This window comes from Luteimicrobium sp. DT211 (assembly GCF_049844995.1).
Taxonomy (GTDB): Bacteria; Actinomycetota; Actinomycetes; order Actinomycetales; family Cellulomonadaceae; genus Luteimicrobium.
Map to the genome: position 1 here is coordinate 66,575 of NZ_JBNCMC010000002.1, position 22,115 is coordinate 88,689.

The following is a 22,115-nucleotide window of genomic DNA, read 5'->3' on the forward strand; positions in this document are numbered from 1 at the left end:
GCGGGTCGCCGGGCCCGCACCCCCCCCAGGGCCGGCCGTCAGCCGACGGCGCTCCCCGGGGCGCCGGCCGCGGGCGCGTCGGTCACGCCCGCGAGCTGCGCGAGCCGCTCCCACGACCGGTGCAGGCCGAGCGCCTCGCGCAGGGGAGCGAGGAGCCCGTCGGTGCCGGCGGGCGTGAGCACGCCGGGCGCGTCGAGGGGGACCCCGGCCCCGGCGAGCACGTCGCTCCCATCGCCGACGGCGACGAGCGGCTTGCCGTGCCGGTACGCCTCCTGCAGCAGGACGGCGGTGCGCGGGTCGCGTGCGAGCCCGCCGCCGGCGACGCCCGGCACGACGACGACGGCGTCGTACTCGATCGAGCGCGTGGTCGCGACGGTCCGGTCGACGGGCAGCGCGGCGCCGTCCGCGCCGGCGACCGTGCCGCCGTGGGCGGCCACGACCCGCACGACGACGTGCTCGGGGCCGAGCGCGTCGGTGAGCGCTGTGGAGACGGCGAGGTCCGCGCCGTCGTCCGCGAGGACGCCGACCACCCGGCCGTCCACCCGTCCCGGCTCGGACGGCCGCTGGGACAGGGCGGGCGAGGGGACGACGTCGGGCACGTCGCCCGGTGCGGGAGCCGGCAGGCCGAGCTCGGTCGCGACCGCGGCCGCGAGGTCGCCGTCCACGCGCGCGAGCAGCGCGACCTCGCGGGCGCGCACGTCCTCGTCGGTGCACTTGCCGAGCTCGAACGCGAACGCGTCCTGCAGGTGGGCGCGCTCGACGGGCGACAGCGAGAGCAGGAAGAGCCGCGCCTGGGTCGTGTGGTCCTCGAACGAGACGGGGCGCCACCGCCCCTTGTCGCCGTCCACCGGGGTCGGGTAGGTGACGAACGCGTCCTGGGGGGAGCGGGCCGGCTGGTCACCGTCGAGGGCGTTGGGCACGTAGGTCGTGATGCCCTCGTGGATCGCGGTCTGGTGCATGCCGTCGCGCAGCAGGTCGTTCACAGGGGCGTGCGGCCGGTTGATCGGCAGCTGCGAGAAGTTCGGGCCGCCGAGGCGCGTGAGCTGCGTGTCGAGGTAGGAGAACATCCGGCCCTGCAGGAGCGGGTCGTTGGTCGCCTGGACGCCCGGCACGAGGTGGCCGACGTGGAACGCGACCTGCTCGGTCTCCGCGAAGTAGTTGGCAGGGTTGGCCGTGAGCGTCAGCAGGCCGACGCGCTGCACGGGGCACAGCTCCTCCGGCACGATCTTGGTCGGGTCGAGCAGGTCGATGCCCTCGAAAGTCTCGGAGGGGTCGTCCGGCATGACCTGCAGGCCGAGCTCCCACTGCGGGTACGCGCCGGACTCGATCGCGTCGGCCAGGTCGCGCCGGTTGAAGTCGGGGTCGGCGCCCTGCGCGAGCTGGGCCTCCTCCCACACGAGCGAGTGCACGCCGAGCACCGGCTTCCAGTGGAACTTCACGAGGCACGTCGACCCGTCCGCGGCCTCGAGGCGGAACGTGTGGACGCCGAAGCCCTCCATGGTCCGGTAGCTGCGCGGGATCGCCCGGTCCGACATGGCCCACATGACCATGTGGGTGGCCTCGGTGTGCGCGGACACGAAGTCCCAGAACGTGTCGTGGGCCGTCTGGGCCTGCGGGATCTCCCGGTCGGCGTGCGGCTTGGCCGCGTGGATGATGTCCGGGAACTTGACCGCGTCCTGGATGAAGAACACGGGGAAGTTGTTGCCGACGAGGTCGAACGTGCCCTCGGCCGTGTAGAACTTCACGGCGAAGCCGCGGACGTCGCGCACCGTGTCCGCCGAGCCGCGCGAGCCGATCACGGTCGAGAAGCGCACGAAGACCTCGGTCTCACGGCCCTCCTCGGCGAGGAAGCCCGCCTTGGTCAGGGGCGCCGCGTTGCCGTAGGCGCGGAACACGCCGTGCGCGCCGGCGCCGCGCGCGTGCACCACGCGCTCCGGGATCCGCTCGTGGTCGAAGTGCGTGATCTTCTCGCGCAGGTGGTGGTCCTCGAGCAGCACCGGGCCGCGCGGTCCCGCGGTGAGCGAGTGGTCCGTGTCGTCCACGCGCGCGCCCTGCGCCGTCGTCAGGCGGTCGCCGTCCTGGGCGGGCGGGGTGGGCGGGATGCCCTTCCTCGGGTCGCTGCGGTCGTCGTCGGTCATCGTGCTCCTCCTCGTGGTGCCTCGTGTCGGTGCGTCTGGTGCTGCCAGGCCGTCAGAAGACCGGCTTGCCGCCCGTGACCCCCAGCACCGTGCCCGACACGTAGCTCGCGTCGCTCTCGGAGGCCAGGAACACGAACGCCGGCGCCACCTCGGCCGGCTGCCCGGCCCGGCCCAGCGGCGTGCTGGCGCCGAACTGCTCGACGTGGTCGGGCGGCTGGGTCGCCGGCTGCAGCGGCGTCCAGATCGGGCCGGGCGCGACGGCGTTGACGCGGATCCCGCGGGGCCCGAGCTGCGCCGCCAGGTTCACCGTCACGTTGTTGATCGCGGCCTTGGTCGCCGCGTAGTCCACCAGGGCGGGCGACGGCTCGTACGCCTGGATCGACGACACGTTGATGATCGAGCTGCCGGGGCGGAGGTGGCGGACCGCCTGCTGGGTCACCCAGAACAGCGCGTACAGGTTGGTCTTGAGGACCCGGTCCATGACCTCGGTCGTGAGGTCCTCGAAGGACTCGCGCCGCGCCGACTGGAAGCCCGCGTTGTTCACGACGACGTCGAGCCCGCCGAGCTCCTCGGCGGCCTGGTCGACCATGTCGCGCGCCGACAGCTCGTCCCGCAGGTCGCCCGGCAGCAGGACGGCGGCGCGCCCGGCCTCGCGGACCCAGTGGGCGGTCGCGTCGGCGTCGACCTGCTCCTCGGGGAGGTAGGCGATCGCGACGTCGGCGCCCTCCCGGGCGAACGCGATCGCGACGGCGCGGCCGATCCCGGAGTCGCCGCCCGTGATGAGCGCTCTGCGGCCGTCGAGGCGGCCGTGGCCCACGTAGCTCTGCTCGCTGTGGTCCGGCTCGGGGGACATCGCGCCCGTCAGGCCGGGGGGCTCCTGCTGCTGGGCGGGGAAGGGGGTCTCGTCGGGCATGGGTTGCTCCTCGGTGCGAGCGTCCGGGCCCCGTCTCGACCCGACCACCACGTTAGGTGGGGCCGCCGTCGTTCGCACCCGCGTCGTCGTCGGCGTCCTGGGCCGTGAGCGGCGTGGCGACGTCCTCGAGCGACTTCTTCTCGGCGCTGACGCCGAGGAAGATCGCCACCACGCCGCCCGCGATCATCAGCCCGGCACCGATGTAGTACCCGACGGCGATCCCCGTGATGTCGTGCTGGGCGCTCGCCGAGTCGATGAGGCGCCCGAACAGGAGCGGGCCCGTGATCCCGCCCACGGCGGTGCCGACCGCGTAGAAGAACGCGATGCACAGCGCGCGGGTCTCGAGCGGGAACACCTCGCTCGCCGTCAGGTACGCCGAGCTCGCGCCTGCCGAGGCGATGAAGAAGATCGCCATGCCGAAGAGGGTGAGCGTCCAGGCCGTGAGGCTGCCGAGCATGATCCCGGCGACGGCGAGCAGGACACCCGAGGCGAGGTACGTCGCGGAGATCATCGGGACCCGGCCGACGCGGTCGAAGAGCGGGCCGAGCGCGAGCGCGCCCACGAAGTTGCTGATCGCGAACAGCGCCAGGTACGCGCCCGTCTGCCCGACGCCGAGGAAGGTCTGCAGCGTGTCGCCGTAGGTGAAGAAGAACGCGTTGTAGAGGAACGCCTGACCGACGAACAGGGCGAGGCACAGCACGGTGCGCCGGGGGTAGTCCGTGAACACGGTGCGCGCGACCCGGCCCAGGCCGATGGTGCGGCGCTGCCGGACGGTGAGGCCCTCGTCGTCGGGCACGTCCTCCAGCTCGTCGCCGGTCTGCTCGCGGACGGTGTCCTCGACGTCGGCGACGATGCGCTCGCCCTCCCGCTCGTGACCGTGCACGAACAGCCAGCGGGGGCTCTCCGGGACGTTGCGGCGGACGAACAGGACGACGAGTCCCAGGGTCGCGCCGAGCGCGAAGCACACGCGCCAGCCGAGCCCCGCCGGGACGAGCTTCGGGTCGAGCAGCGGGATCGTGACGAGCGCGCCGGCGGCCGCGCCCAGCCAGTAGGACCCGTTGATCGCGATGTCCGTGCGCCCGCGGAACCGGGCCGGGATGAGCTCGTCGACGGCGGAGTTCACGGCGGCGTACTCCCCGCCGATGCCCGCGCCCGTCACCACGCGGCACGCGAAGTACATCAGCGGGCTCACCGAGAACGCGGTCGCTACGGTGCCGACGAGGTAGACGGCGAGCGTCACCATGAACAGTCGCTTGCGGCCGAACCGGTCGGTGAGCTGGCCGAACAGCAGCGCCCCGAAGCACGCTCCGGCGACGTAGACCGCGCCCGCGAGGCCGATGTCGCTGCTCGTCAGGCCGAGCCCGTGCGAGGAGGACTTGAGCGCCGCCGACAGGTTGCCGACGATCGTCACCTCGAGGCCGTCGAGCACCCACACCGTGCCGAGCCCCACCACGATCATCCAGTGCCAGCGGGCCCACGGCAGGCGGTCCAGGCGGGCGGGGACCGTCGTCGTGATGGTGCCCAGCCCGGACCGGTCGTCCGACGTCGTCGTCATGCCTCCCCAGGGTAGGCAGGAGCCGGCGCTACGCACGCCGGGGCGCCCAGGTGCGCAGGGGCGGGCGGCTCCGTAGCGTCGGGTGCATGAGCGACACCTTCACGTACCGCGCGGTCCTGTCCGGCGGGATGCAGTCGGCCCACCAGATCGGCTCGTCCTTCGAGGCCACGGCCGACGAGGCCCCGGCGCGCCTCACCGAGCTGCTCGCGCAGAACTGGCAGGAGCCGGGCGCGCTCGTCCGGCTCCAGCGCGCGGGCGAGAGCGGCTGGGAGGACACGGGCATCGAGGTCGCCGTGGACGACTGAGAGCGCCGTCCCTGGCGCGGGTGCGTAGCGGCGCGCCCAGCAGGACGATCGAGTCATGACCGCTTTCGGTTACACCCTGATGACGGAGCAGTCGGGCCCCCGAGAGCTCGTGGCCTACGCGGAGGCCGCGGAGCGGGTGGGATTCGACTTCGAGGTGTCGAGCGACCACTACTTCCCGTGGCTCGACACGCAGCACCACGCGCCCTACGCGTGGAGCCTGCTCGGCGCGGTCGCCCAGGCGACGTCGCGCGTCGAGCTGATGACGTACGTGACCTGCCCGACGGTGCGGTACCACCCGGCGGTCGTCGCGCAGAAGGCGGCGACGCTGGGCGTCCTGTCCGAGGGACGGTTCACGCTCGGCCTGGGCGCGGGGGAGAACCTCAACGAGCACGTCGTGGGCGAGCGCTGGCCCGCGGTCGGCGAGCGCCACGAGATGCTCGCCGAGGCCCTGCAGATCATCCGCGCGCTGCTCGCGGGTGCCGAGCTGACGTGGGCGGGCGACCACTTCCGCGTCGACTCCGCCCGGCTGTGGGACCTGCCCGACGACCCGGTCGAGCTCGCGGTGGCCGTGTCGGGCGACGCGTCCGTGGAGCGGTTCGCGCCGCTCGCCGACCACCTGGTCGCGGTTGAGCCCGACGCCGGCCTCGTCTCGGCATGGAACGCCGCGCGCGAGGAGGCCGGGCTCGCGCCCACGCGCGCGATCGGCCAGATCCCGATCTGCTGGGACACCGACCGCGACCGCGCCGTCGCCCGCGCGCACGAGGAGTTCCGCTGGTTCGGGCTCGGCTGGCCCGTGAACGCGAACCTGCCCACCACGGAGGCGTTCCGCGCGGCGAGCCAGTTCGTCCGGCCCGACGACGTCGCCTCGTCCATCCCGTGCGGCCCGGACCTCGACGCCGTCGTGGAGGCGGTGTCGGCCTACGTCGAGGCGGGCTTCACGGACGTGGCGATCGTGCAGATCGGCGACGACGGGCAGCAGGAGTTCCTCGACCGGGCGGCCGCGCCGCTGCTCGAGAAGCTGCGGGCGGCCTCGTGAGCGTGGACCAGGGACCCGGCGTGCTGTTCGACGTGGACGGCACGCTCGTCGACTCCAACTACCTGCAGGTCGCCGCCTGGCTCCGGGCGCTGCAGTCCGTGGGCCTCGACGCCCCGGCGTGGCGGCTGCACCGCGCGCTCGGCCGGACCGGCCGCGAGCTCGTGGGCGACGTCGTCGGCGACGCGGGGCTCGAGCGGTTCGACGAGATCTCCGGCGTGCACGCGCGCGAGGTCGACGCGACGGCCGACCGGCTGCGGCGGACCCGCGGCGCGGCCGAGCTGGTCCGCGCGGTCGCGGCGAGGGGCGCCCGCACGGTGCTCGCTACGTCCGCGTCGGCCGAGAGCCTCGAGGCGCTGCGCCGCGTGCTCGACCTCGACGACGTCCTGACGGCCGTCACCTCCGCCGAGGACGTCGAGCGCTCCAAGCCGCACCCGGAGCCGGTGCGCACCGCGCTCGCGAGCGGCGGCGTCGACCCGGCGCACGCGGTCTTCGTGGGCGACAGCGTGTGGGACGTCCAGGCCGCGGCAGCCGCCGGCCTGCCGTGCGTCGGGCTGCTCTGCGGCGGGATCGGTGCGGACGAGCTGCTGGCCGCCGGGGCCGTCGAGCTCTACGACGACCCCGCCGACCTCCTCGACCACCTCGACGCGAGCGCCCTGCGACGCGCGTGGTGAAGGCGCGCCTCAGCAGGGGCGCACGTCCACGACCAGCGCCCGGTGGTCGGAGATCCCGGTGTCGACCGACCGCCCCGGCCCGGCGGGGCACAGGCCGCCGCCCGTGAGGATGTGGTCGAGCTGCTCGCGCGGGCCGACGATCGGGAACGTCGGCTCGGTGACCAGCGGCACCCAGCCCGTCGCCCGCGCGGGCCGGTCGCCGGCGGTGTTCAGGTCGCCCATGACGACCAGCGGACCCTCCGTCTCGCGCAGCTCGCGGGCGAGGCGACGCAGCTGCCCGCGGTTGCGGACGGGCACGAAGCTCAGGTGCGTGGCCGCGACGGTCAGCGGCCCGAAGGGCGCGTCCAGGCGCGCGACGAGCGCCGCCCGCGGCTCGTCGTGCACGAGCGTCGGCCGGCGGTGCCCGGGGAACCGCACGGGGACGCGCCGCCGGGGCTCCGGCAGCCGGATCTCGTGCCACGCGCGCACCGGGACGCGGCTGAGCAGCGCGATGCCGTACGTCGCCGTGTCCGGCTGCAGGTCGCCCGTCGCCGACGTCCACACGCCCGGCTCGCCCGCGAGCGTGGCCGCGAACCGGTGCTCGACCGCGCCCATCGCGTCCGCCGCGAGCGCCGTCAGATCCCCGCCGTGGGAGCGCGGCTGGTCGCGGTCCACCTCCTGGAGCGCCAGGACGTCCGCGTCCAGGCCGGCGACGGCGGCCGCGAAACGGTCCAGGTCGACCTCGCCGTCCGGGCCCTGGCGGCCGTGCAGGATGTTGAACGTCGCGAGTCGCACCTCCTGATCCTCGCAAGGCCCGCGCCGCCACGCCCGCCCGCCGGCACGCCCGGCGCCCCGGCGTGCGCAGCGCCGGGGGCCGCCTTAGAGTCGCAGGCCGGTCCCACCCCGTCGAGAGGCGCCCATGACCCACGACACGCCGCCCGGCACGGCCGGGCCCGACGGCCCCGACCTGCGCGAGGCGCTCAAGGCGGCCGGCGTCGCGCTCAAGCGGGCGGGCGTGCCGTTCGCGCTGTGCGGCGGCTTCGCGGCCTGGGTCCGGGGCGCGCCCGAGCCGTCGCACGACGTCGACTTCGTCGTCACGCCCGGCCACGCCGACGCCGCTCGCGAGGCGCTCGCGGACGCGGGCTTCGACGTCGTGCAGCCGCCCGAGGACTGGCTGTTCAAGGCCTTCCGGGGCGAGGCGATGGTCGACGTGATCCTGCGGCTGTCGGGCGGCGAGGTCACGGAGCGGGACCTGGCGCGGGCGGACGACCTGGACGTGCTGTCGGTGCGGCTGCCGGTGCTGTCGGCGACCGACCTGGTCGTGTCCCGGCTGACACCGCTGAGCGAGCACTACTGCGACCTCGGGCCGCAGCTGGAGGTCGCCCGTGCGCTGCGCGAGCAGGTCGACTGGGACGAGGTCGCGGACCGCACGGCCGCGAACCCGTTCGCCCGCGCGTTCCTGTTCCTGCTCGGCGAGCTCGACGTCGCGGGCCGCGCGCCCGCTCGGAGCGACCGGTCGGCCACCACGCGCACCGCGGAGTCCTCCGGCTCGGTGGCGTCAACCGCGAGCATGCCCGCGCGCACGCCGGACGTGAGGTAGCGGAGCATCTCGTCGATGGCGCGGTAGAGCGGTCGCGTCATGCCTCGTCGGGTGCGTGCAGCGTGAGCACCAGGTGGCCGCCGAGGTACCCGCCCGCGGACACGAGGCCCGCGCCGAGCAGGCTGAGCGCCTTGCCCCGTCCGCGGCGCCGTGCGAGCCACGACGCGGCGAAGCAGAGCACGGCGCCGCCGTTGAGGGCCGCGTGCGCGACGCCGACGCCGCGGGCCGGCTGGTGCGTCGTGCGCCAGTCGGCCAGGCCGGCGAGGGCGGTGGGGACCGCGGCGACGAGGCCGGCGCCGACGAGGCGGCGGGACGCGTCCTCGAACCGGCGGCCCCCGGCGTCGAGCAGCACGGCGGACGTCCACAGCCCGATCGGCAGGTCGCTCAGCGTCGGGTGCAGCGGATGCCCGAACGGCTTGCCCCGCAGGACGGCGTCGACCGCGCCGTGCGGCAGCAGCCGCGCCAGGGTGTCGTACAGGGGCGTGAGGGCCTCGACCGGCCTCGACCGGCCGACGCCGTCGACGGCCCGGTGCAGAGCAGAGGCCTCCGTGGGGGAGCTGGTGGTGGCAGACATCGTTCCTCCGTTCAGGACTGGCCGTGCGCAGCGCGGAGCGCCGTCACGATCTTGTCCGCGGCCCCGACCTCCTCCGCGAGGTTCGCGGCGAGCAGGTCGCGCAGGTCGGCCTTGTCCGGGCCGTCGGCGAGCACGAGGAGCGAGCTGTAGGTCGCGATCTCGTGGTGCTCGGTCTCCAGCGCCGCGGACAGGGCGACGTCGTCGTGCAGGGCGTCGTCGGTCTTGCGCAGGAGCGAGTGGGCTTCTTTGGCGAGCCCGGCGGTGGTCGGCGACGGTGAGGCGTCCTCGGGGCTGCCCACGAGCTCGAGGCACCGCTCGACGTTGGTGATCTGGCGCCGCGTCTCCTCGGCGTGCTCGGCGAACAGCGGCCGGATGCGCTCGGAGGTCGCGCGCGCCAGCTCCTCCAGCATGTCGAGGGAGTCCTTCTCCGCGTTGAGGAGGGAGCCGAGGCGGAACGTGAGCAGGTCGTCCGGGGTGGTCAGGTGCTCGAACATGGCGGGTCCTTCGGTGGGGCGTCGTCGCCGTGGCCTCGACGACCCTTCGACCGTGCGCACCACACCGCCGCTACGCAACCGCGGCGCGGCCCGGCGTCCGCCGGGCCGCGCCGGGCGGCCGTCAGTTCCGCGAGCTGGCGACCGGCGCGGCCGCGAAGAGCTCGGGGTGCAGCTCGCCGCTGCTCGCGCGCTCCACCAGGTCGCACGCGAGGTCGCGCACGGGGACGTTGCTCTCCATCGACGCGCGTCGCAGCAGCTCGAACGCGGCCTCCGGCTCGATGCGGCACGCGAAGGAGAGGAGGCCCTTCGCCTGCTCGATCGCCGCCCGGCTCTCGGCCGCCGCGCGGATGGCCTCGTTCGCGCGCTCGGTGGCGGCCTGCTCGACCACGGGCGTGGCGTCCGCCCAGTAGGTCACCAGCTCGACGAGCTCACCGGTCTCCGGGTCCCGGCGCCCCTGGCCCGCGATCGACACGACCCGTTCCGTGCCGTGGGCGTCCATGATGCGGTGCACGATCGAGAACGGTTCGCCGGTGCTCCACGCCCGCTCGAGCGTCCTCGCGACCCGCTCGCGGTCGTCGGGATGCTTGTGCGCCAGGATCAGTGCCGTGGTCGGGACGACGTCGCCCGGTTCGAACCCGTGGAGGCGATAGGTCGCGTCCGACCACCACCACGTCCTCGTCATGATGTCGTACCGTCCGACGCAGACGGTGGGGGTCGCGCCGGCCACCGCTGCAGGTGCTGCCTTCTCGGATTCCGTGATCATCATCAACCCCTGTCGCTCCGGGGATGGGCACGCGCCTCTGCTTGGCCGTGTGCCCACCACGCTAGGGCACTTCTCGGGTCGCATCAACGGCACCGACGCGCCCGGCCGCCGTCGCGGGCGAGTAGGTTGGACAGTGGTGACCAGGAGGGGAGGGGCGCGATGGCTGACAATCGGTCCGCCGTGCTCGCGCAGCTCGCCCACGCCGTCGCCGCTGCCGCCGACGTGCCGCTCCCGGTCCGGCTGACGCGGGCGTGCGTCGACATCCTCGGCGCCGACGGCGCGGCCATCACCCTCGCCTCGACGTCGCCCGAGCGCCTGACGGTGACGACGTCGGACGGCATCTCGGCCCGCATCGAGGACCTGCAGGACGTCCTCGGCGAGGGCCCGGGGCAGGTCGCCTTCGTCGAGGGGCGCACCGTGGTGACGCAGATCGACGGCGACCGGGGCGGGGCGTTCCCGCTCTTCATGGAGCTCGCGGGCGAGATCTCCGGACCGCTGACGGTCTTCGCGATCCCGATGCGCCCGTCGCGGGTCGTCATCGGGGTCCTGACGCTGTACAGCGCGGAGGCGACCCTGGCCCGGACGCTGACCGACGCCCAGTTCCTGGCGGACGCGGTCGGGGCGGCGCTCCTCGGGGACCCGGACCTCACCTCGACCGAGAGCTTCGAGCTGTGGAGCGACCGGGCCCGCGTGCACCAGGCGACCGGGATGGTCGTCGCGCAGCTCCGGATCCCGCCCGAGGACGCCCTCGCCCTCCTGCGGGCGCACGCCTTCGCGGAGGCCGTGTCCCTGGACGAGATCTCCGCCTCCGTGGTGTCCAGGCGGCTGGCCTTCGGGTCGGACCATCGGGGCGCCCCGATCGAGTCCCACGGCGAGTCCCACGACGACACGGAGACCGAGGAGCCATGACCCGAACACCGGCCCAGGCGCTGGCCGCGGCCACGGCGGCGCTGCTCGAGGAGCACGAGGCGGCCGACGTCGTCGAGCGCGTGCTGCAGGACGTCGTCCGGCTCCTCGCCGCGGACGCGGCGGCGGTGCTGCTCGACTCGGGACGCGGCCTCGAGCTGTTCGTGGCGACGTCGCACCGCGCCGAGGAGCTCGAGGTGCACCAGGCCCAGAACGACGAGGGTCCCTGCGTGGACGCGGTGCAGACCGGCGTGCACGTCACCGCTGCGAGCGCGGCTGAGCTCGAGTCGCGGTGGCCGACCACCGGCCCGACGATCGCGCGCGCCGGGTTCGCCTCGGTCGACGCGCTCCCGCTGCGCTGGCACGGGCGCGCGCTGGGCGGGCTCAACGTGTTCTCCGAGGCCGAACGGGGGCTCGGCAGCGACGAGGTGGCCCTGGCCCAGTCGTTCGCGGACGTGGTCACGCTGGTGGTCGTCCAGTCGGCCGACCTCGACGACACGGACGTCCTCGCGAACCTGAGGCACGCGCTCGGGGGGCGGGTCGTCGTCGAGCAGGCGAAGGGGGTGCTCGCGCAGCAGCTCGACGTGGGCATGGCCGAGGCGTACGACGCCCTGCTGAGCAAGGTCGGGGACGACGGGTCGCTGACCGCGGTGGCGCGCGCCGTCGTCGAGGACGCGTACCGGGCCTGAGCCGGGAATCCCGCCGCCCGGGCCGGGGTTGCGCGAGCCATGCGAGCCATCACCTACGACCGTCACGGCGGCGCCGACGTCCTGCAGCTCACCGACCAGCCGGTCCCGCCCGTGGGGCCGGACGCGGTGCTCGTCCGGGTGCACGCGGCGGCCGTGAACCCGGTGGACCTGTACGTCCGCGCGGGCGGCCTCGACGCCCTCATGGCCATCCAGTTCCCGGTGGTGCCGGGCTGGGACGTGGCCGGCGTCGTCGAGCGGGTGGGCCTGGACGTGCCCGAGCTGGCCGTCGGCGACGAGGTGTTCGGGTACGTGCGCAAGGACTGGGTGCACGGCGGGACGTTCGCCGAGTACGTGGCCGCGCCGGTGCGCACGCTCGCGCGCAAGCCGGCCGCGCTGAGCTTCGAGGCGGCGGCGGCGGTGCCGCTCGCCGGCCTCACGGCCTACCAGACGATCGTGCGGTCCGGGCTCGGCGCGGGCCAGACGGTCCTGGTCCACGGCGCGTCCGGCGGGGTCGGGTCGTTCGCGGTGCAGATCGCGCGGTCGCTCGGCGCCCGCGTCATCGGCACCGCCTCCGACCGCAACCACGAGTACGTCCGCGGGCTCGGCGCCGAGCCGGTCGCGCACGGCGACGGGCTGGTCGAGCGGGTCCGGGCGCTCGCGCCGGGGGGCGTGGACGTGCTGCTCGACTACGCGGGCCACGGCGTCGTCGCGGACGCGCCGCGGCTGCTCGCCCCGGGCGGCGCCGCGGTCTCCGTCATCGACGCGTCGGTGCGGGAGCTGCCCGGCGGCATCTACGCGTGGGTTCGGCCGTCGTCGTCCGACCTGGCGGAGCTGGCGCGCCTGGCCGACGACGGCGCGCTGCGCGTCCACGTGGACCGCGTGCTCGACCTCGAGGAAGCCGCCGAGGCGCACCGGCTGGTCGAGGCGGGCGGCGTGCGGGGCAAGGTCGTCGTGCGGGTGAGATGAGCCACACCGCATTTCGTCACGGCGGTCTTGCGTAAAGACCAGTCCGCCGGGTTAGGCTCCCCTTCGTGAGCCAACCCTTACCTGCGGACCGGGCGATCGGTGCGGCGCTCGCCGGCACCGGCCTCGAGCTCGCCTACGACGGGCGCGTGGTCGTGCACGGCGCCGGACTGTCCCTGCAGAAGGGCCAGGTCACCGTGCTCGTCGGCCCGAACGGCTCGGGCAAGTCGACGCTCCTGCGCTCGCTCGCGCGGCTCCATGCGCCCGTCGCCGGCAGCGTCGTGCTCGCCGACGACGCCGCTCCCGCCGACGGCGCCCCGGCACCGACGCTCGACGCGCTCGCCCTGCACCCCAAGGACTTCGCGCGCCGCGTCACGCTCCTGTCCCAGTCGCGCCCCACCCCCGCCGGCGTGAGCGTGCGCGACGTCGTCTCCTACGGCCGCCACCCCTACCGTGGCCGGTTCGGGACGGGCGACGCCGACGGGCGCTCCGTCGTCGAGCGGGCCATGGGCCTCACCGGCGTCGCAGCCATGGCCGACCGGCCCGTCGACGAGCTCTCGGGCGGCGAGCTGCAGCGCGTCTGGCTCGCGACCTGCCTCGCGCAGGACACCGGCGTCGTCCTCCTCGACGAGCCCACCACCTACCTCGACCTGCGCTACCAGGTCGAGACCCTCGACCTCGTGCGCGACCTCGCGGACGTCCACGGCGTGGCCGTCGGCGTCGTCCTGCACGACCTCGACCAGGCCGCCGCCGTCGCCGACCGTGTGGTGCTGCTGCACTCGGGCGTCGTCCGCGCCGACGGCGCCCCCGCCGAGGTCCTGCGCGGCGACCTGCTCACCGAGGTCTACGGGCTGCGCATCGACGTCCACGTCGACGACGCCGGACGCGTGCGCACCCAGCCCGTCGGACGCCACACCGCGCGCCTCGCGCGCCCCGAACCCGCCCCCGCCTGACGGCCCCGCCGTCTCTCGCCGCCGCCCGTTCCCGGGCACCACCCGTCCCGCTACCCAGACCGAAGGACCACCGTGCCTCTGTTGTCCTCGACGCCGTCGAGCACCCGTCCCGCCCGCCGCCGCGCCCTCGCGGCCGCCACCGCAGCGTCCGCGACGCTCGTTGTCCTCGCGCTCGCTGCGTGCGGCACCACCGAGGACCCGGCCGCCGCCGACGCGTCCCCGACGATCGCCGCGACGAGCGCCGGCCCCGTCGACGTCACCGACGAGCGCGGCGCGGTCCACCTCGACGCGCCCGCCACGAAGGTCGTCTCGCTCGAGTGGGGCCTCACGGAGAACCTCGTGGCGCTCGGCGTGAAGCCGGTCGGCGAGGCCGACGTCAAGGGCTACAACACGTGGGACACCTCGGCCCCGATCGACGCCTCGACCCCGGACGTCGGCACGCGCGGCGAGCCGAGCCTCGACGCGATCGTCGCGCTCCACCCGGACCTCGTGGTGGTCACGACCGACCTGCCCGAGAACGTCATCAAGCAGATCGAGAAGAAGGTGCCCGTGCTCGCGCTGCGCGGGTCCGACGGCTCGGACCCGATCGGCTACATGCGCCGCACCGTCGACACGCTCGCGCAGGTCACGGGCACGCAGGCGCAGGGCGAGAAGGTCCTGGCGGACTTCGACGCCAAGATCGACTCCGCGAAGGCCGACCTCGAGAAGGCCGGGAAGACGGGCGCGCCGTTCACGATGGCGGACGGCTGGGTCGACAACGGCACCGTCTCGGTCCGCATGTACACGCCGGGGTCGTTCTTCGGGGGCATCGGCGCCGAGCTCGGGCTGAAGAACCAGTGGACCACCGGCGGCGACAAGGACTACGGCCTTGCGACGACCGACGTCGAGGGCCTCACCAAGGTCACCGACGCGGACACGACCTTCGTGTACGCGGCCAGCGACTCCGAGGCCGACCCCTTCGCCGACGGCCTCAAGGACAACAAGGTCTGGAAGCAGCTGCCGTTCGTCGAGGCGGGCCACGTGAAGCGGATCCCCGACGGCATCTGGATGTTCGGCGGCCCGCTGTCCGCCGAGCGCTACGTCGACGCCCTCGTCGACGCGCTGAGCTGAGGCTGCCGTGACGACGCTCGAGCGCCCGCCGGGCGGCCCCGGCCCGGTGGCGACCGGCCGCGCCGCCGGGCAGGCCGGGACCGGCGGGCGCCCGCGCGCCGGTGGGGTGGTCGGCGTGTTCGTCGCCGGCCTGCTCCTGCTCGCCGTCCTGTCGGTCTGGCACCTCACCCAGGGCACCGCCCAGCTCGGCGTCGGGGAGCTGCTGCGCGCCGTCTGGCCGTGGGCATCGGACGCAGGGGGCGCGCCCGACACGAGGGACACCGCCGTCGCCGTCCTCGTCTCCAGCCGCGTCCCGCGCCTGCTGGCCGGCCTGCTCGTCGGGCTTGCGCTCGGCGTCGCCGGCACGGTGCTGCAGTCTGTGGCGCGCAACCCGCTCGCGTCGCCCGACACCCTCGCCGTCAACGCCGGCGCATACGTGGCGGTCGTCGCGGTCGCCGCGTTCGGGATCTCCCTGCCCTTCTTCGCGAACGGGCTCGTCGCGTTCGTCGGCGGGCTCGCCGCCGCCGGGCTCGTCCTCGCCGTCGCGCGCGGCGGGGCCACCGGCCCCACCCGGCTCGTCCTCGCCGGGTCCGCCGTCGCGCTCGCGCTCTCGTCGCTCACCACCGTCCTGCTCATGCTCTTCCAGGAACGGACCACCGGCCTGTTCGCCTGGGGCGCCGGGACCACGGTCCAGTCCGGCACGCACCAGGTCGCGCTCGCCGCGCCGGTCGTCGGCATCGGGGTCGCGGCCACGCTCGTCCTCGCCCACCGGCTCGACGTGCTCGGCCTCGGCGACGACACCGCCACCGTCCTCGGGGTCGACGTGCGGCGCACCCGCGTCGTCGCGATCGTCCTCGCGGTGCTGCTCTCCGCGGCCGCCGTGACGGTCACCGGGCCGATGGGCTTCGTCGGCCTCGGCGCGCCCGTGGTCGCGCGGCTCGCCGCCCGTCACGTGCCCGGGCTCGGGCGTCACCTGCTCCTCCTGCCGCTCGCCGGACTCGTGGGCGCGCTCGTCGTGGTCGCCGCCGACGACGTCCTGCGCCTCGTCGTGCCCTCGTCCGTCTCCATCGCCGTCCCGACGGGCGTCGTCACCACCCTGTTCGGCGCCAGCCTGCTCGTGTGGCTCGCGCGCCGCGTCCGCGACGGCGGGCCCGCCGCGGCCAGCACCGCGCGCGGTGCCGGGGGAGCGGTGCGCTCGCGCGCCTGGGTCGTCGGCGTCGTCGTCGTGCTGGCCGTGGCCCTCGTCGCCGCGTTCGTCGCGGCGCTGCTGCTCGGCGACCGGGTCGTCCTCCTCGGCGACGTCGCCAACTGGTGGCGCGGCGCCGCGGGCGACGAGGTGACGTTCGTCCTGCAGCAGCGCTGGCCGCGCGTCCTCGCCGCCCTGCTGGGCGGCGCCGCGCTGGCGCTCGCGGGCGGGATCGTCCAGGCCGTGTGCCGCAACCCGCTCGCCGAGCCCAGCCTGCTGGGCGTGACGCCCGGCGCCAGCGTGGGCGCGGTCGCCGTCGTGCTGCTCGTCCCCGGCGTCGGCATCTGGCCCGTCATGGGTGCTGCGACCGTCGCCGCGCTCGCGACGTTCGCGCTCGTGTACCGGCTGGCGACCGGCCGTCGCGCCGGCGCGGGCGGGGGGCGCGGGCTGTCGTCCGACCGGCTCGTCCTCATCGGCGTCGGCGTGAGCGCCGCCGCCGGCGCGGTCACGACGCTCGTCGTGCTGGCCTCGTCTCCCTGGAACACGAGCCTCGCGCTGACCTGGCTGTCGGGCTCGACCTACGGGCGCACGCTCGACCAGCTCGTGCCCGTCGCGATCTGCCTCGCGGTCGGGCTGCCGCTCGCCCTCGCGGGGGCACGCAGCCTCGACCTCGTGGCCCTCGACGAGGACGTGCCGCGCGTCCTCGGGGTGTCCCTCGACCGGTTCCGGCTCGGCAACCTCGTGCTCGCGGCCGTCCTCACGGCCGCCGCCGCGTGCGCCGTGGGTGCCCTCGGCTTCGTGGGGCTCGTCGCCCCGCACGCCGCGCGAGCCCTCGTGGGGGCGCGGAACCGCGTCGCGCTGCCCGTCGCCGTCGGGCTCGGGGCGCTGCTCGTGAGCGTCGCCGACACCATCGGCCGGACCGTCATCGCTCCCTCGCAGCTCGCCGCCGGGCTCGTGACCGCGCTGGTCGGCGCGCCGTACTTCGTGTGGTTGCTGTGGCGCACGCGAGCCGCGCACTGAGCGTCCGCCCTCGCCGTGGTTGGGTCCGCGGGCGGGTGCGGGCAGGTGGTTCGGACTGCGTCACCTTCAGGCCCCTGGGGGCCTTCCGGCTCCTTGACGTCCTTCACCACCTGCCCGCCCCCGCCCGCTCCCAGGGTCACGTCACCCGGGCGACCCAGCCGTGCGCCGTCGTCGGAAGCGCCCGTGCCCGCCGAGCACGCGGTTGCGAACCCGCTTCCCTCGCCGAACACGGGGTCTTGAACACGTTCAGCGACGGATCGGTGCACAAGCCCGTCTTCGGCGAGAGGGACGTCACCGTCGGCGAACCGCGCGTCACCGTCGGCGAACCGCGCGTCGTCGTCGGGAGCGCCGCGCGGGTGTGACCCGGTGCACACGGATTTCCGCGCCGATCGTCTTGCGTAATACCCGCACCCGCAGGTTAGGCTCACCTACATGACCCAGGAGGACACCGTGGAGACGAGCACGCAGGGCACCGCCCGATGAGCGTCGACACCGCGACCCGCCCCGACGTCGCCGAGGACGGTGCGCCCGACGCCCCGTCCTCCCCGTGGCGGTTCTACGACGTCGTCGTCGCCCGGACCGAGCGGATCAGCCCGACGTTCCTGCGTGTGACGTTCGTCGGCGAGGGCCTCGACGACTTCGACTCCGGCGGCCTCGACCAGCGCGTCAAGCTCGTCCTGCCTGCGCCGAGCAGCGGCTACGCCCACCTGCCGCGCGACGCGGACTGGTTCGGCGTCTGGCGCGCCCAGCCCGACGAGCACCGCTGCGTCCTGCGCACCTACACCGTGCGGTCCGTGCGTCGCGGGATCCCCGGCCTCCCCGCCGAGGTCGACGTCGACTTCGCCCTCCACGGCGAGACCGGCCCCGCCGCGCGGTGGGCGCTCTCCGCTCGCCCCGGGGACCAGGTCGTCCTCATGGGTCCCGACGGCCGCCACGGCGGCCCCTACGGCGGCGTCGAGTTCGCGCCGGGCGTCGGTGCCGACACCTTCCTCGTCGTCGGCGACGAGACCGCCACGCCGGCCGTCGCCGCGATCCTCGAGCACCTCGCCACCCGTGTCGCCGACGGCCACGCCGTGCGCGGCGAGGTCCTGCTCGAGGTGCCCTGCGCCGCCGACGTCCTCGACCTCGTGGTCCCCGCCGGGGTCACGCTCACGTGGGTCGTGCGCGACGGCGCCGCGCACGGCGAGCGGCTCGTCCCCCTCGTGCACGCCGCGTCCGCGCGGATCCTCGCGGGCTGCCGGGGCAGCGCCGAGGAGCTGCCCGAGGTCGACGTCGACAGCGAGCTCCTGTGGGAGGTCCCCGTCGACGCCGCCGGCGCGTCGCTGGCGCCGACCGCCCCGCTCTACGCCTGGCTCGCCGGCGAGGCGTCCGTGATCCGGACGCTGCGGCGCCACCTCGTCCGCGACTGCGGCATCGACCGCAAGGCCGTCGCGTTCATGGGCTACTGGAGGCAGGGCCGCCCCGAGATGTGAGGGGTACCCGGCCTCCTGCCGAGCACGGGCTCTGCGCCCGTCTGCTCGGCGTGACGGACGGCCAGCCCGTGTTCGACGGGCGGCCAGCCCGTGTTCGACGGGCGGCCAGCCCGTGTTCGACGGGCGGAGAGCACGCGCTCGGCGGCCGGACACGCCGCGAGCGCCCCGCACTCGGTCAGGGAAATCCGTCGCCCGGCGCCCGCCGTCCTGGCAGGATCGTGCGACATGTCCACCCAGCACGCCGGGGCCACGGAACCCCGGGCCTCGAACGACCCGACGCTCCCCGCGACCCTCGGCCCCACGCTCCTGAGCTGGGCGTCCGTGCTCGAGCCGACGACGCGCGAGCAGGCCGAGCGCACCGCCTCGATGCCGTTCGTCTTCCCCCACGTCGCGCTCATGCCCGACGCGCACCTTGGCCTCGGCGCGACCGTCGGCTCGGTCATCCCGACCCTCGGTGCCGTGATCCCGGCGGCCGTCGGCGTCGACATCGGCTGCGGCATGATCGCGGTGCGGACGCAGTGGACCGCCGACGAGGTCCGGTCGGCCGGGTCGCTCGCCGACCTGCGCCGTGCGATCGAGCGGGCCATCCCGCTGTCGGCGGGGTCCTACAACCGCAAGATCGTCGCGACGGCCGCGCCGCGCGTCGTGGAGCTCGAGGCGCTCGCCGCGTCGTCGGGCGTCGACCCGGACGCCGTGACCGGGAACTGGCGCCTGCAGCTGGGATCCCTGGGATCCGGAAATCACTTTGCTGAGGCAACAATGGACGAGACTGGCCAGGTCTGGCTGTTCCTCCACTCCGGCTCGCGCGGCGTCGGCAACAAGATCGCCCAGCGGCACATCAAGGTCGCGGCCGAGCTGTGCCGGCGCTGGTGGATCCCGCTGCCGGACAAGGACCTCGCGTACCTCGTCGAGGGGACGGACGAGTTCTGGGCGTACATCCGCGACCTGCGGTGGGCTCAGGAGTTCGCGCGCCTCAACCGCGAGGAGATGATGGACCGCGTCGTCCGCCAGCTCGCCGAGCACATGGGCGCGGACGTCGAGCGCACCGAGCAGGTGAACTGCCACCACAACTTCACCGAGAAGGAGCGCCACTACGGCAAGGACGTGTGGGTCTCCCGCAAGGGTGCCATCCGCGCCTACCCGGGCGAGCCGGGGCTGATCCCGGGCTCGATGGGGACGGCGTCGTACGTCGTCGTCGGGAAGGGCGAGCCGCGGTCGCTGTGCTCGAGCCCGCACGGCGCGGGGCGGCTGTACTCACGCAGCGCCGCGCGCCGGACGTTCACGCGCGACCAGCTCCGCGAGGCCATGGCGGGCATCGAGTACCGCGACACCGACGCGTTCCTCGACGAGATCCCGGCGGCGTACAAGGACATCGACCAGGTCATGGCCGACGCGGCCGGGCTCGTCGAGGTCCGGCACGTGCTGCGCCAGCTCGTGAACGTCAAGGGGGACTGACCGACCACGCGGTCGTCGCCCCTCGGGCACGGGATCCTCGACGGTCTGCTCACTCAGACGGACCGGGATCCCGTGCTCGGCGGGAGGGGCGTGGTCACGACGCGCGGGGCAGCGCGAGCCCGGCGACGACCTCCACGCCGGGCAGGGTGGCGAGCAGGGCCCCGGGCAGCACCAGCTTCGAGCGCCGGGCGCCGGAGCCGAGGCACGCGACCGACCCCGCGGCCACGACCAGCGGGTCGAGGAGCACGCGCCACGTGCCCGGCAGGCCGATCGGCGTGATGCCGCCGTACTCCATGCCCGACTCCGCGACCGCGCGGTCCGTCGGCAGGAACGACGCCTTGCGCACGTCGAGCAGCGCCTTGACGCGCCCGTTGACGTCCGCGCGGGTGGTCGCGCGCACGACCGCCGCCGCGATGCGCTCCTCACCGGTGCGCCGTCCGGCCACGAGCACGCAGTTCGCGGACAGCTCGAACGGGATCTCGTACGCGGCCGTCATCTCGTCCGTGTCGGCGTTGGCGGGGTCGATCTCGGCGCAGACGACGAGCTCGGCGACGTCGGGCACCGCCTCGGCCCAGCGGGCGAGCGCCGCGTGGACCGGGGGCGCCACGAGGTCCGGGTGGGCGAGCGCGGGCTCCCAGGTCAGCGTGCCGACCTGCAGGGCGGACGGCGCCACGGTGCTCCCGCCGCCCGACGGCGCAGGCGCTGCCTCGTTCACGCCGCCGGCCGGGCGTAGGTGCCGGTGAGGGTCGCGCGCGCGAGCGTGTGGAACAGCGCGTTGAACGCGACCGCGGTCGCGCTCGTGGAGGCGTCCACGCCCAGGTGCTCGACGTCGAGCGCGTGGACCGCGAGCACGTACCGGTGGGGGCGGTCGCCCGGGGGCGGGCCGGCACCTTCGTAGCCGTCGGTGCCGCCGTCGCTGCTGACCTGGAACGCGCCGTCCGGCAGGGCGAGGAGCGAGGCGGGGCCGGTCGTGGTCGCCGCACCGGTCGGCAGCGACGTCACGGACGCGGGCACGTCGACGAGGGTCCAGTGCCAGTAGCCCGCCGGCGTCGGGGCGTCGGGGTCGAACAGGTTCACCAGGAACGACCGCGTGCCCTCGGGGAACCCGGACCAGGACAGCGCGGGGGACAGGTTCTCGCCGTCGACCGTGAAGCGACGGTCGATCGGCTCCCCCTCGGCGACGTCGCTGCTCGTCAGCGAGAACGACGGGACCGGGGGGAGCAGCGGGTAGGGCTCGGGGGCGAGGGGTCGGGTGAGGTCCATGAGCCCATTCTGGGACATGGTTCGCGGTTCGGCCCGCCGTTCGCGCGCCTCGGAGGCTCCGGTTGACGGGGACCCCTGGGAGGGCGTTGACTGGTGTTGTTCGAACAGGTGTTCGAACGTTGCCTCGCCCGTACCACCGCACCACCAGGAGGAGCGATGACCCTCCTCGACGCCCCCGCGGCCCTGGACCGGGCCGCGCTGGCCCGCACCGTCCTGGCGCGCGCCGAGCAGCGGACGGGCGTCCGGCGTGCGGCGACCGAGCGGGACTGGGTGCGCACCTGGGCCGAGCCCGTGGCCTCTGCCGGGGGGCCGGCCGGCGCCGCCGCGCCGGCGGTCGCACCGGCCGAACCCGCCGAGCCGGTCTCGCTGCGCGAACCCCTCGAGGCGCCCGGCCGCTCGACGACTCCCGGCTCCGACCTGCCGGTCGCCGCCGGCGTCCGGCACCTCCTGCCCGGCGGCGTCCTGCGCCGCGGCCGCACCGTCGTCGTCACGGGCTCGCGCTCCCTGCTGCTCGCGCTGCTCGCGCGGGCGTCGGCGGACGGGGCGTGGGCCGCCGTCGTGGGGCTGCCCGCGCTCGGGCTCGTGGCCGCCGCCGAGGCCGGGGTCGACCTCGACCGGCTGGCGCTCGTGCCCGACCCCGGCCTGGACGCCCCCGTGGCCCTCGCGGCGCTCCTCGACGGCATGGACGTCGTGATCGTCGGCCCCGGGGCGGCCCTCGCCGACGCCGACCGCCGCCGCCTCCAGGCCCGCGCCCGCGAGCGCGGGACCGTGCTCCTGGCGGCCACCGCGTGGCCTGGCGCCCACGTCGTCCTCGACGCCGCCCCCGAGGGCTGGTCCGGGGCGCAGGCCGGCGCGGGCTGGCTGCGCCGCCAGCGCGTCGTCGTCGAGCGGACCGGGCGCGCCGGGTGCACCCCGGGCCGGTTCGAGGTCGCGCTCCCGCTCGGCTCGCGCGGGGCCGCGTCCTTCCGCGACCGCGCCGCGGCTCCCGACACCACTGCACCCGACGCCGCCGCGCCCGTCCCCGTGGTGCTCGACGACGCCCCTGCGGCTCGGCCCGGGCGTCCCGACCTGCGTCTGGTCGGGTGAGCGCG

General features: G+C 75.1%; 22 protein-coding genes. 13 read left to right on the forward strand and 9 right to left on the reverse strand.

The annotated features are described in order from the left end of the window. Window positions 1-38: 38 nt before the first annotated feature. Genes ACLQ14_RS04485 through ACLQ14_RS04495 form a run of 3 tightly spaced genes read right to left on the reverse strand, consistent with a single transcriptional unit; the run spans window position 39 to window position 4,606 of the window. Window positions 39-2,186 (reverse strand): catalase, encoded by a 2,148-nt coding sequence (locus ACLQ14_RS04485; protein ID WP_425811613.1) that lies wholly within the window; start codon window positions 2,184-2,186, stop codon window positions 39-41. A 4-nt stretch (window positions 2,187-2,190) separates the two neighbouring features. After that, on the reverse strand, window positions 2,191-3,051 hold the full coding sequence (locus ACLQ14_RS04490) for a glucose 1-dehydrogenase (RefSeq protein ID WP_425810329.1): 861 nt from the start codon (window positions 3,049-3,051) through the stop codon (window positions 2,191-2,193). Between the two features lie 52 nt (window positions 3,052-3,103). After that, complete coding sequence (locus ACLQ14_RS04495; RefSeq protein ID WP_425810331.1) at window positions 3,104-4,606, reverse strand: MFS transporter; 1,503 nt, start codon at window positions 4,604-4,606, stop codon at window positions 3,104-3,106. Window positions 4,607-4,692: 86 nt separating this feature from the next. On the opposite strand from ACLQ14_RS04495, the gene ACLQ14_RS04500 reads away from it, so the two are divergent. From ACLQ14_RS04500 to ACLQ14_RS04510, 3 genes are read left to right on the forward strand one after another with little or no spacing between them, the layout of a single operon-like run. Further along, window positions 4,693-4,911 carry a hypothetical protein gene (locus ACLQ14_RS04500; RefSeq protein WP_425810333.1) on the forward strand — a complete coding sequence of 73 codons (219 nt, stop codon included), beginning with the start codon at window positions 4,693-4,695 and terminating at the stop codon, window positions 4,909-4,911. Between the two features lie 55 nt (window positions 4,912-4,966). Continuing rightward, a complete protein-coding gene (locus tag ACLQ14_RS04505; RefSeq protein WP_425810335.1) occupies window positions 4,967-5,947 on the forward strand; it encodes a TIGR03557 family F420-dependent LLM class oxidoreductase in 981 nt (326 codons plus the stop codon). Window positions 5,948-5,949: 2 nt separating this feature from the next. Then, window positions 5,950-6,618 (forward strand): HAD family hydrolase, encoded by a 669-nt coding sequence (locus ACLQ14_RS04510; RefSeq protein WP_425810337.1) that lies wholly within the window; start codon window positions 5,950-5,952, stop codon window positions 6,616-6,618. A 9-nt stretch (window positions 6,619-6,627) separates the two neighbouring features. On the opposite strand, the gene ACLQ14_RS04515 is transcribed toward ACLQ14_RS04510, so the two are convergent. Beyond that, window positions 6,628-7,392, reverse strand: a complete 765-nt coding sequence (locus ACLQ14_RS04515; RefSeq protein ID WP_425810339.1) for an endonuclease/exonuclease/phosphatase family protein — start codon at window positions 7,390-7,392, stop codon at window positions 6,628-6,630. 124 nt (window positions 7,393-7,516) lie between these two features. Between ACLQ14_RS04515 and ACLQ14_RS04520 the strand changes: the two genes are divergently transcribed. Beyond that, window positions 7,517-8,197 (forward strand): nucleotidyltransferase family protein, encoded by a 681-nt coding sequence (locus ACLQ14_RS04520; RefSeq protein WP_425810341.1) that lies wholly within the window; start codon window positions 7,517-7,519, stop codon window positions 8,195-8,197. 37 nt (window positions 8,198-8,234) lie between these two features. Here the strand turns inward: ACLQ14_RS04520 and ACLQ14_RS04525 are convergent, their stop codons facing one another. The 3 genes from ACLQ14_RS04525 to ACLQ14_RS04535 form a co-directional block, all read right to left on the reverse strand. After that, the gene (locus ACLQ14_RS04525) at window positions 8,235-8,771 is read right to left on the reverse strand and encodes a DUF2231 domain-containing protein (protein ID WP_425810343.1); all 537 of its coding nucleotides are present in this window, start codon (window positions 8,769-8,771) and stop codon (window positions 8,235-8,237) included. Between the two features lie 11 nt (window positions 8,772-8,782). Next, entirely contained in the window at window positions 8,783-9,265 is a 483-nt protein-coding gene (locus ACLQ14_RS04530; protein ID WP_425810345.1) for a ferritin-like domain-containing protein, read from the reverse strand. Between the two features lie 121 nt (window positions 9,266-9,386). Further along, complete coding sequence (locus tag ACLQ14_RS04535; RefSeq protein ID WP_425810347.1) at window positions 9,387-10,028, reverse strand: PAS and ANTAR domain-containing protein; 642 nt, start codon at window positions 10,026-10,028, stop codon at window positions 9,387-9,389. A 159-nt stretch (window positions 10,029-10,187) separates the two neighbouring features. On the opposite strand from ACLQ14_RS04535, the gene ACLQ14_RS04540 reads away from it, so the two are divergent. From ACLQ14_RS04540 to ACLQ14_RS04575, 8 genes are all read left to right on the forward strand, one after another. Further along, complete coding sequence (locus tag ACLQ14_RS04540) at window positions 10,188-10,937, forward strand: ANTAR domain-containing protein (protein ID WP_425810349.1); 750 nt, start codon at window positions 10,188-10,190, stop codon at window positions 10,935-10,937. Beyond that, on the forward strand, window positions 10,934-11,623 hold the full coding sequence (locus ACLQ14_RS04545; protein ID WP_425810351.1) for a GAF and ANTAR domain-containing protein: 690 nt from the start codon (window positions 10,934-10,936) through the stop codon (window positions 11,621-11,623). Before ACLQ14_RS04540 ends, ACLQ14_RS04545 begins: the two co-directional genes overlap by 4 nt. A gap of 39 nt (window positions 11,624-11,662) precedes the next feature. Continuing rightward, window positions 11,663-12,589 (forward strand): NADP-dependent oxidoreductase, encoded by a 927-nt coding sequence (locus tag ACLQ14_RS04550; RefSeq protein ID WP_425810353.1) that lies wholly within the window; start codon window positions 11,663-11,665, stop codon window positions 12,587-12,589. Window positions 12,590-12,654: 65 nt separating this feature from the next. Then, window positions 12,655-13,539, forward strand: coding sequence for an ABC transporter ATP-binding protein (locus ACLQ14_RS04555; protein ID WP_425810355.1), 885 nt, complete (start codon window positions 12,655-12,657; stop codon window positions 13,537-13,539). Window positions 13,540-13,611: 72 nt separating this feature from the next. After that, window positions 13,612-14,649, forward strand: a complete 1,038-nt coding sequence (locus ACLQ14_RS04560; protein ID WP_425810357.1) for an ABC transporter substrate-binding protein — start codon at window positions 13,612-13,614, stop codon at window positions 14,647-14,649. 7 nt (window positions 14,650-14,656) lie between these two features. Next, on the forward strand, window positions 14,657-16,834 hold the full coding sequence (locus ACLQ14_RS04565) for an iron ABC transporter permease (RefSeq protein ID WP_425810359.1): 2,178 nt from the start codon (window positions 14,657-14,659) through the stop codon (window positions 16,832-16,834). Window positions 16,835-17,313: 479 nt separating this feature from the next. Further along, window positions 17,314-18,306: a siderophore-interacting protein gene (locus ACLQ14_RS04570; RefSeq protein ID WP_425810361.1), complete on the forward strand. Its 993-nt coding sequence runs from the start codon at window positions 17,314-17,316 to the stop codon at window positions 18,304-18,306. Window positions 18,307-18,531: 225 nt separating this feature from the next. Then, window positions 18,532-19,761, forward strand: coding sequence for an RtcB family protein (locus tag ACLQ14_RS04575; protein ID WP_425810363.1), 1,230 nt, complete (start codon window positions 18,532-18,534; stop codon window positions 19,759-19,761). A gap of 94 nt (window positions 19,762-19,855) precedes the next feature. Here ACLQ14_RS04575 and ACLQ14_RS04580 read toward each other — a convergent pair whose 3' ends face one another. Together ACLQ14_RS04580 and ACLQ14_RS04585 are read right to left on the reverse strand one after the other, a co-directional pair. Beyond that, a complete protein-coding gene (locus ACLQ14_RS04580) occupies window positions 19,856-20,419 on the reverse strand; it encodes a YbaK/EbsC family protein (RefSeq protein WP_425811615.1) in 564 nt (187 codons plus the stop codon). 53 nt (window positions 20,420-20,472) lie between these two features. Further along, the gene (locus tag ACLQ14_RS04585) at window positions 20,473-21,024 is read right to left on the reverse strand and encodes a YbhB/YbcL family Raf kinase inhibitor-like protein (protein WP_425810365.1); all 552 of its coding nucleotides are present in this window, start codon (window positions 21,022-21,024) and stop codon (window positions 20,473-20,475) included. A 156-nt stretch (window positions 21,025-21,180) separates the two neighbouring features. On the opposite strand from ACLQ14_RS04585, the gene ACLQ14_RS04590 reads away from it, so the two are divergent. Then, window positions 21,181-22,110: a hypothetical protein gene (locus ACLQ14_RS04590; RefSeq protein ID WP_425810367.1), complete on the forward strand. Its 930-nt coding sequence runs from the start codon at window positions 21,181-21,183 to the stop codon at window positions 22,108-22,110. Window positions 22,111-22,115: the final 5 nt, after the last annotated feature.

What these genes read in the sequence shown, in the direction of transcription:
- ACLQ14_RS04545 (WP_425810351.1), top strand. Translation starts at nt 10,934, where the DNA reads ATGACCCGAACACCGGCCCAGGCGCTGGCCGCGGCCACGGCGGCGCTG.
- ACLQ14_RS04575 (WP_425810363.1), top strand. Translation starts at nt 18,532, where the DNA reads ATGTCCACCCAGCACGCCGGGGCCACGGAACCCCGGGCCTCGAACGAC.
- ACLQ14_RS04530 (WP_425810345.1), bottom strand. Translation starts at nt 9,265, where the DNA reads ATGTTCGAGCACCTGACCACCCCGGACGACCTGCTCACGTTCCGCCTC.
- ACLQ14_RS04505 (WP_425810335.1), top strand. Translation starts at nt 4,967, where the DNA reads ATGACCGCTTTCGGTTACACCCTGATGACGGAGCAGTCGGGCCCCCGA.
- ACLQ14_RS04590 (WP_425810367.1), top strand. Translation starts at nt 21,181, where the DNA reads ATGACCCTCCTCGACGCCCCCGCGGCCCTGGACCGGGCCGCGCTGGCC.
- ACLQ14_RS04540 (WP_425810349.1), top strand. Translation starts at nt 10,188, where the DNA reads ATGGCTGACAATCGGTCCGCCGTGCTCGCGCAGCTCGCCCACGCCGTC.
- ACLQ14_RS04495 (WP_425810331.1), bottom strand. Translation starts at nt 4,606, where the DNA reads ATGACGACGACGTCGGACGACCGGTCCGGGCTGGGCACCATCACGACG.
- ACLQ14_RS04570 (WP_425810361.1), top strand. Translation starts at nt 17,314, where the DNA reads ATGAGCGTCGACACCGCGACCCGCCCCGACGTCGCCGAGGACGGTGCG.
- ACLQ14_RS04525 (WP_425810343.1), bottom strand. Translation starts at nt 8,771, where the DNA reads ATGTCTGCCACCACCAGCTCCCCCACGGAGGCCTCTGCTCTGCACCGG.
- ACLQ14_RS04585 (WP_425810365.1), bottom strand. Translation starts at nt 21,024, where the DNA reads ATGGACCTCACCCGACCCCTCGCCCCCGAGCCCTACCCGCTGCTCCCC.
- ACLQ14_RS04490 (WP_425810329.1), bottom strand. Translation starts at nt 3,051, where the DNA reads ATGCCCGACGAGACCCCCTTCCCCGCCCAGCAGCAGGAGCCCCCCGGC.
- ACLQ14_RS04550 (WP_425810353.1), top strand. Translation starts at nt 11,663, where the DNA reads ATGCGAGCCATCACCTACGACCGTCACGGCGGCGCCGACGTCCTGCAG.
- ACLQ14_RS04520 (WP_425810341.1), top strand. Translation starts at nt 7,517, where the DNA reads ATGACCCACGACACGCCGCCCGGCACGGCCGGGCCCGACGGCCCCGAC.
- ACLQ14_RS04500 (WP_425810333.1), top strand. Translation starts at nt 4,693, where the DNA reads ATGAGCGACACCTTCACGTACCGCGCGGTCCTGTCCGGCGGGATGCAG.
- ACLQ14_RS04535 (WP_425810347.1), bottom strand. Translation starts at nt 10,028, where the DNA reads ATGATCACGGAATCCGAGAAGGCAGCACCTGCAGCGGTGGCCGGCGCG.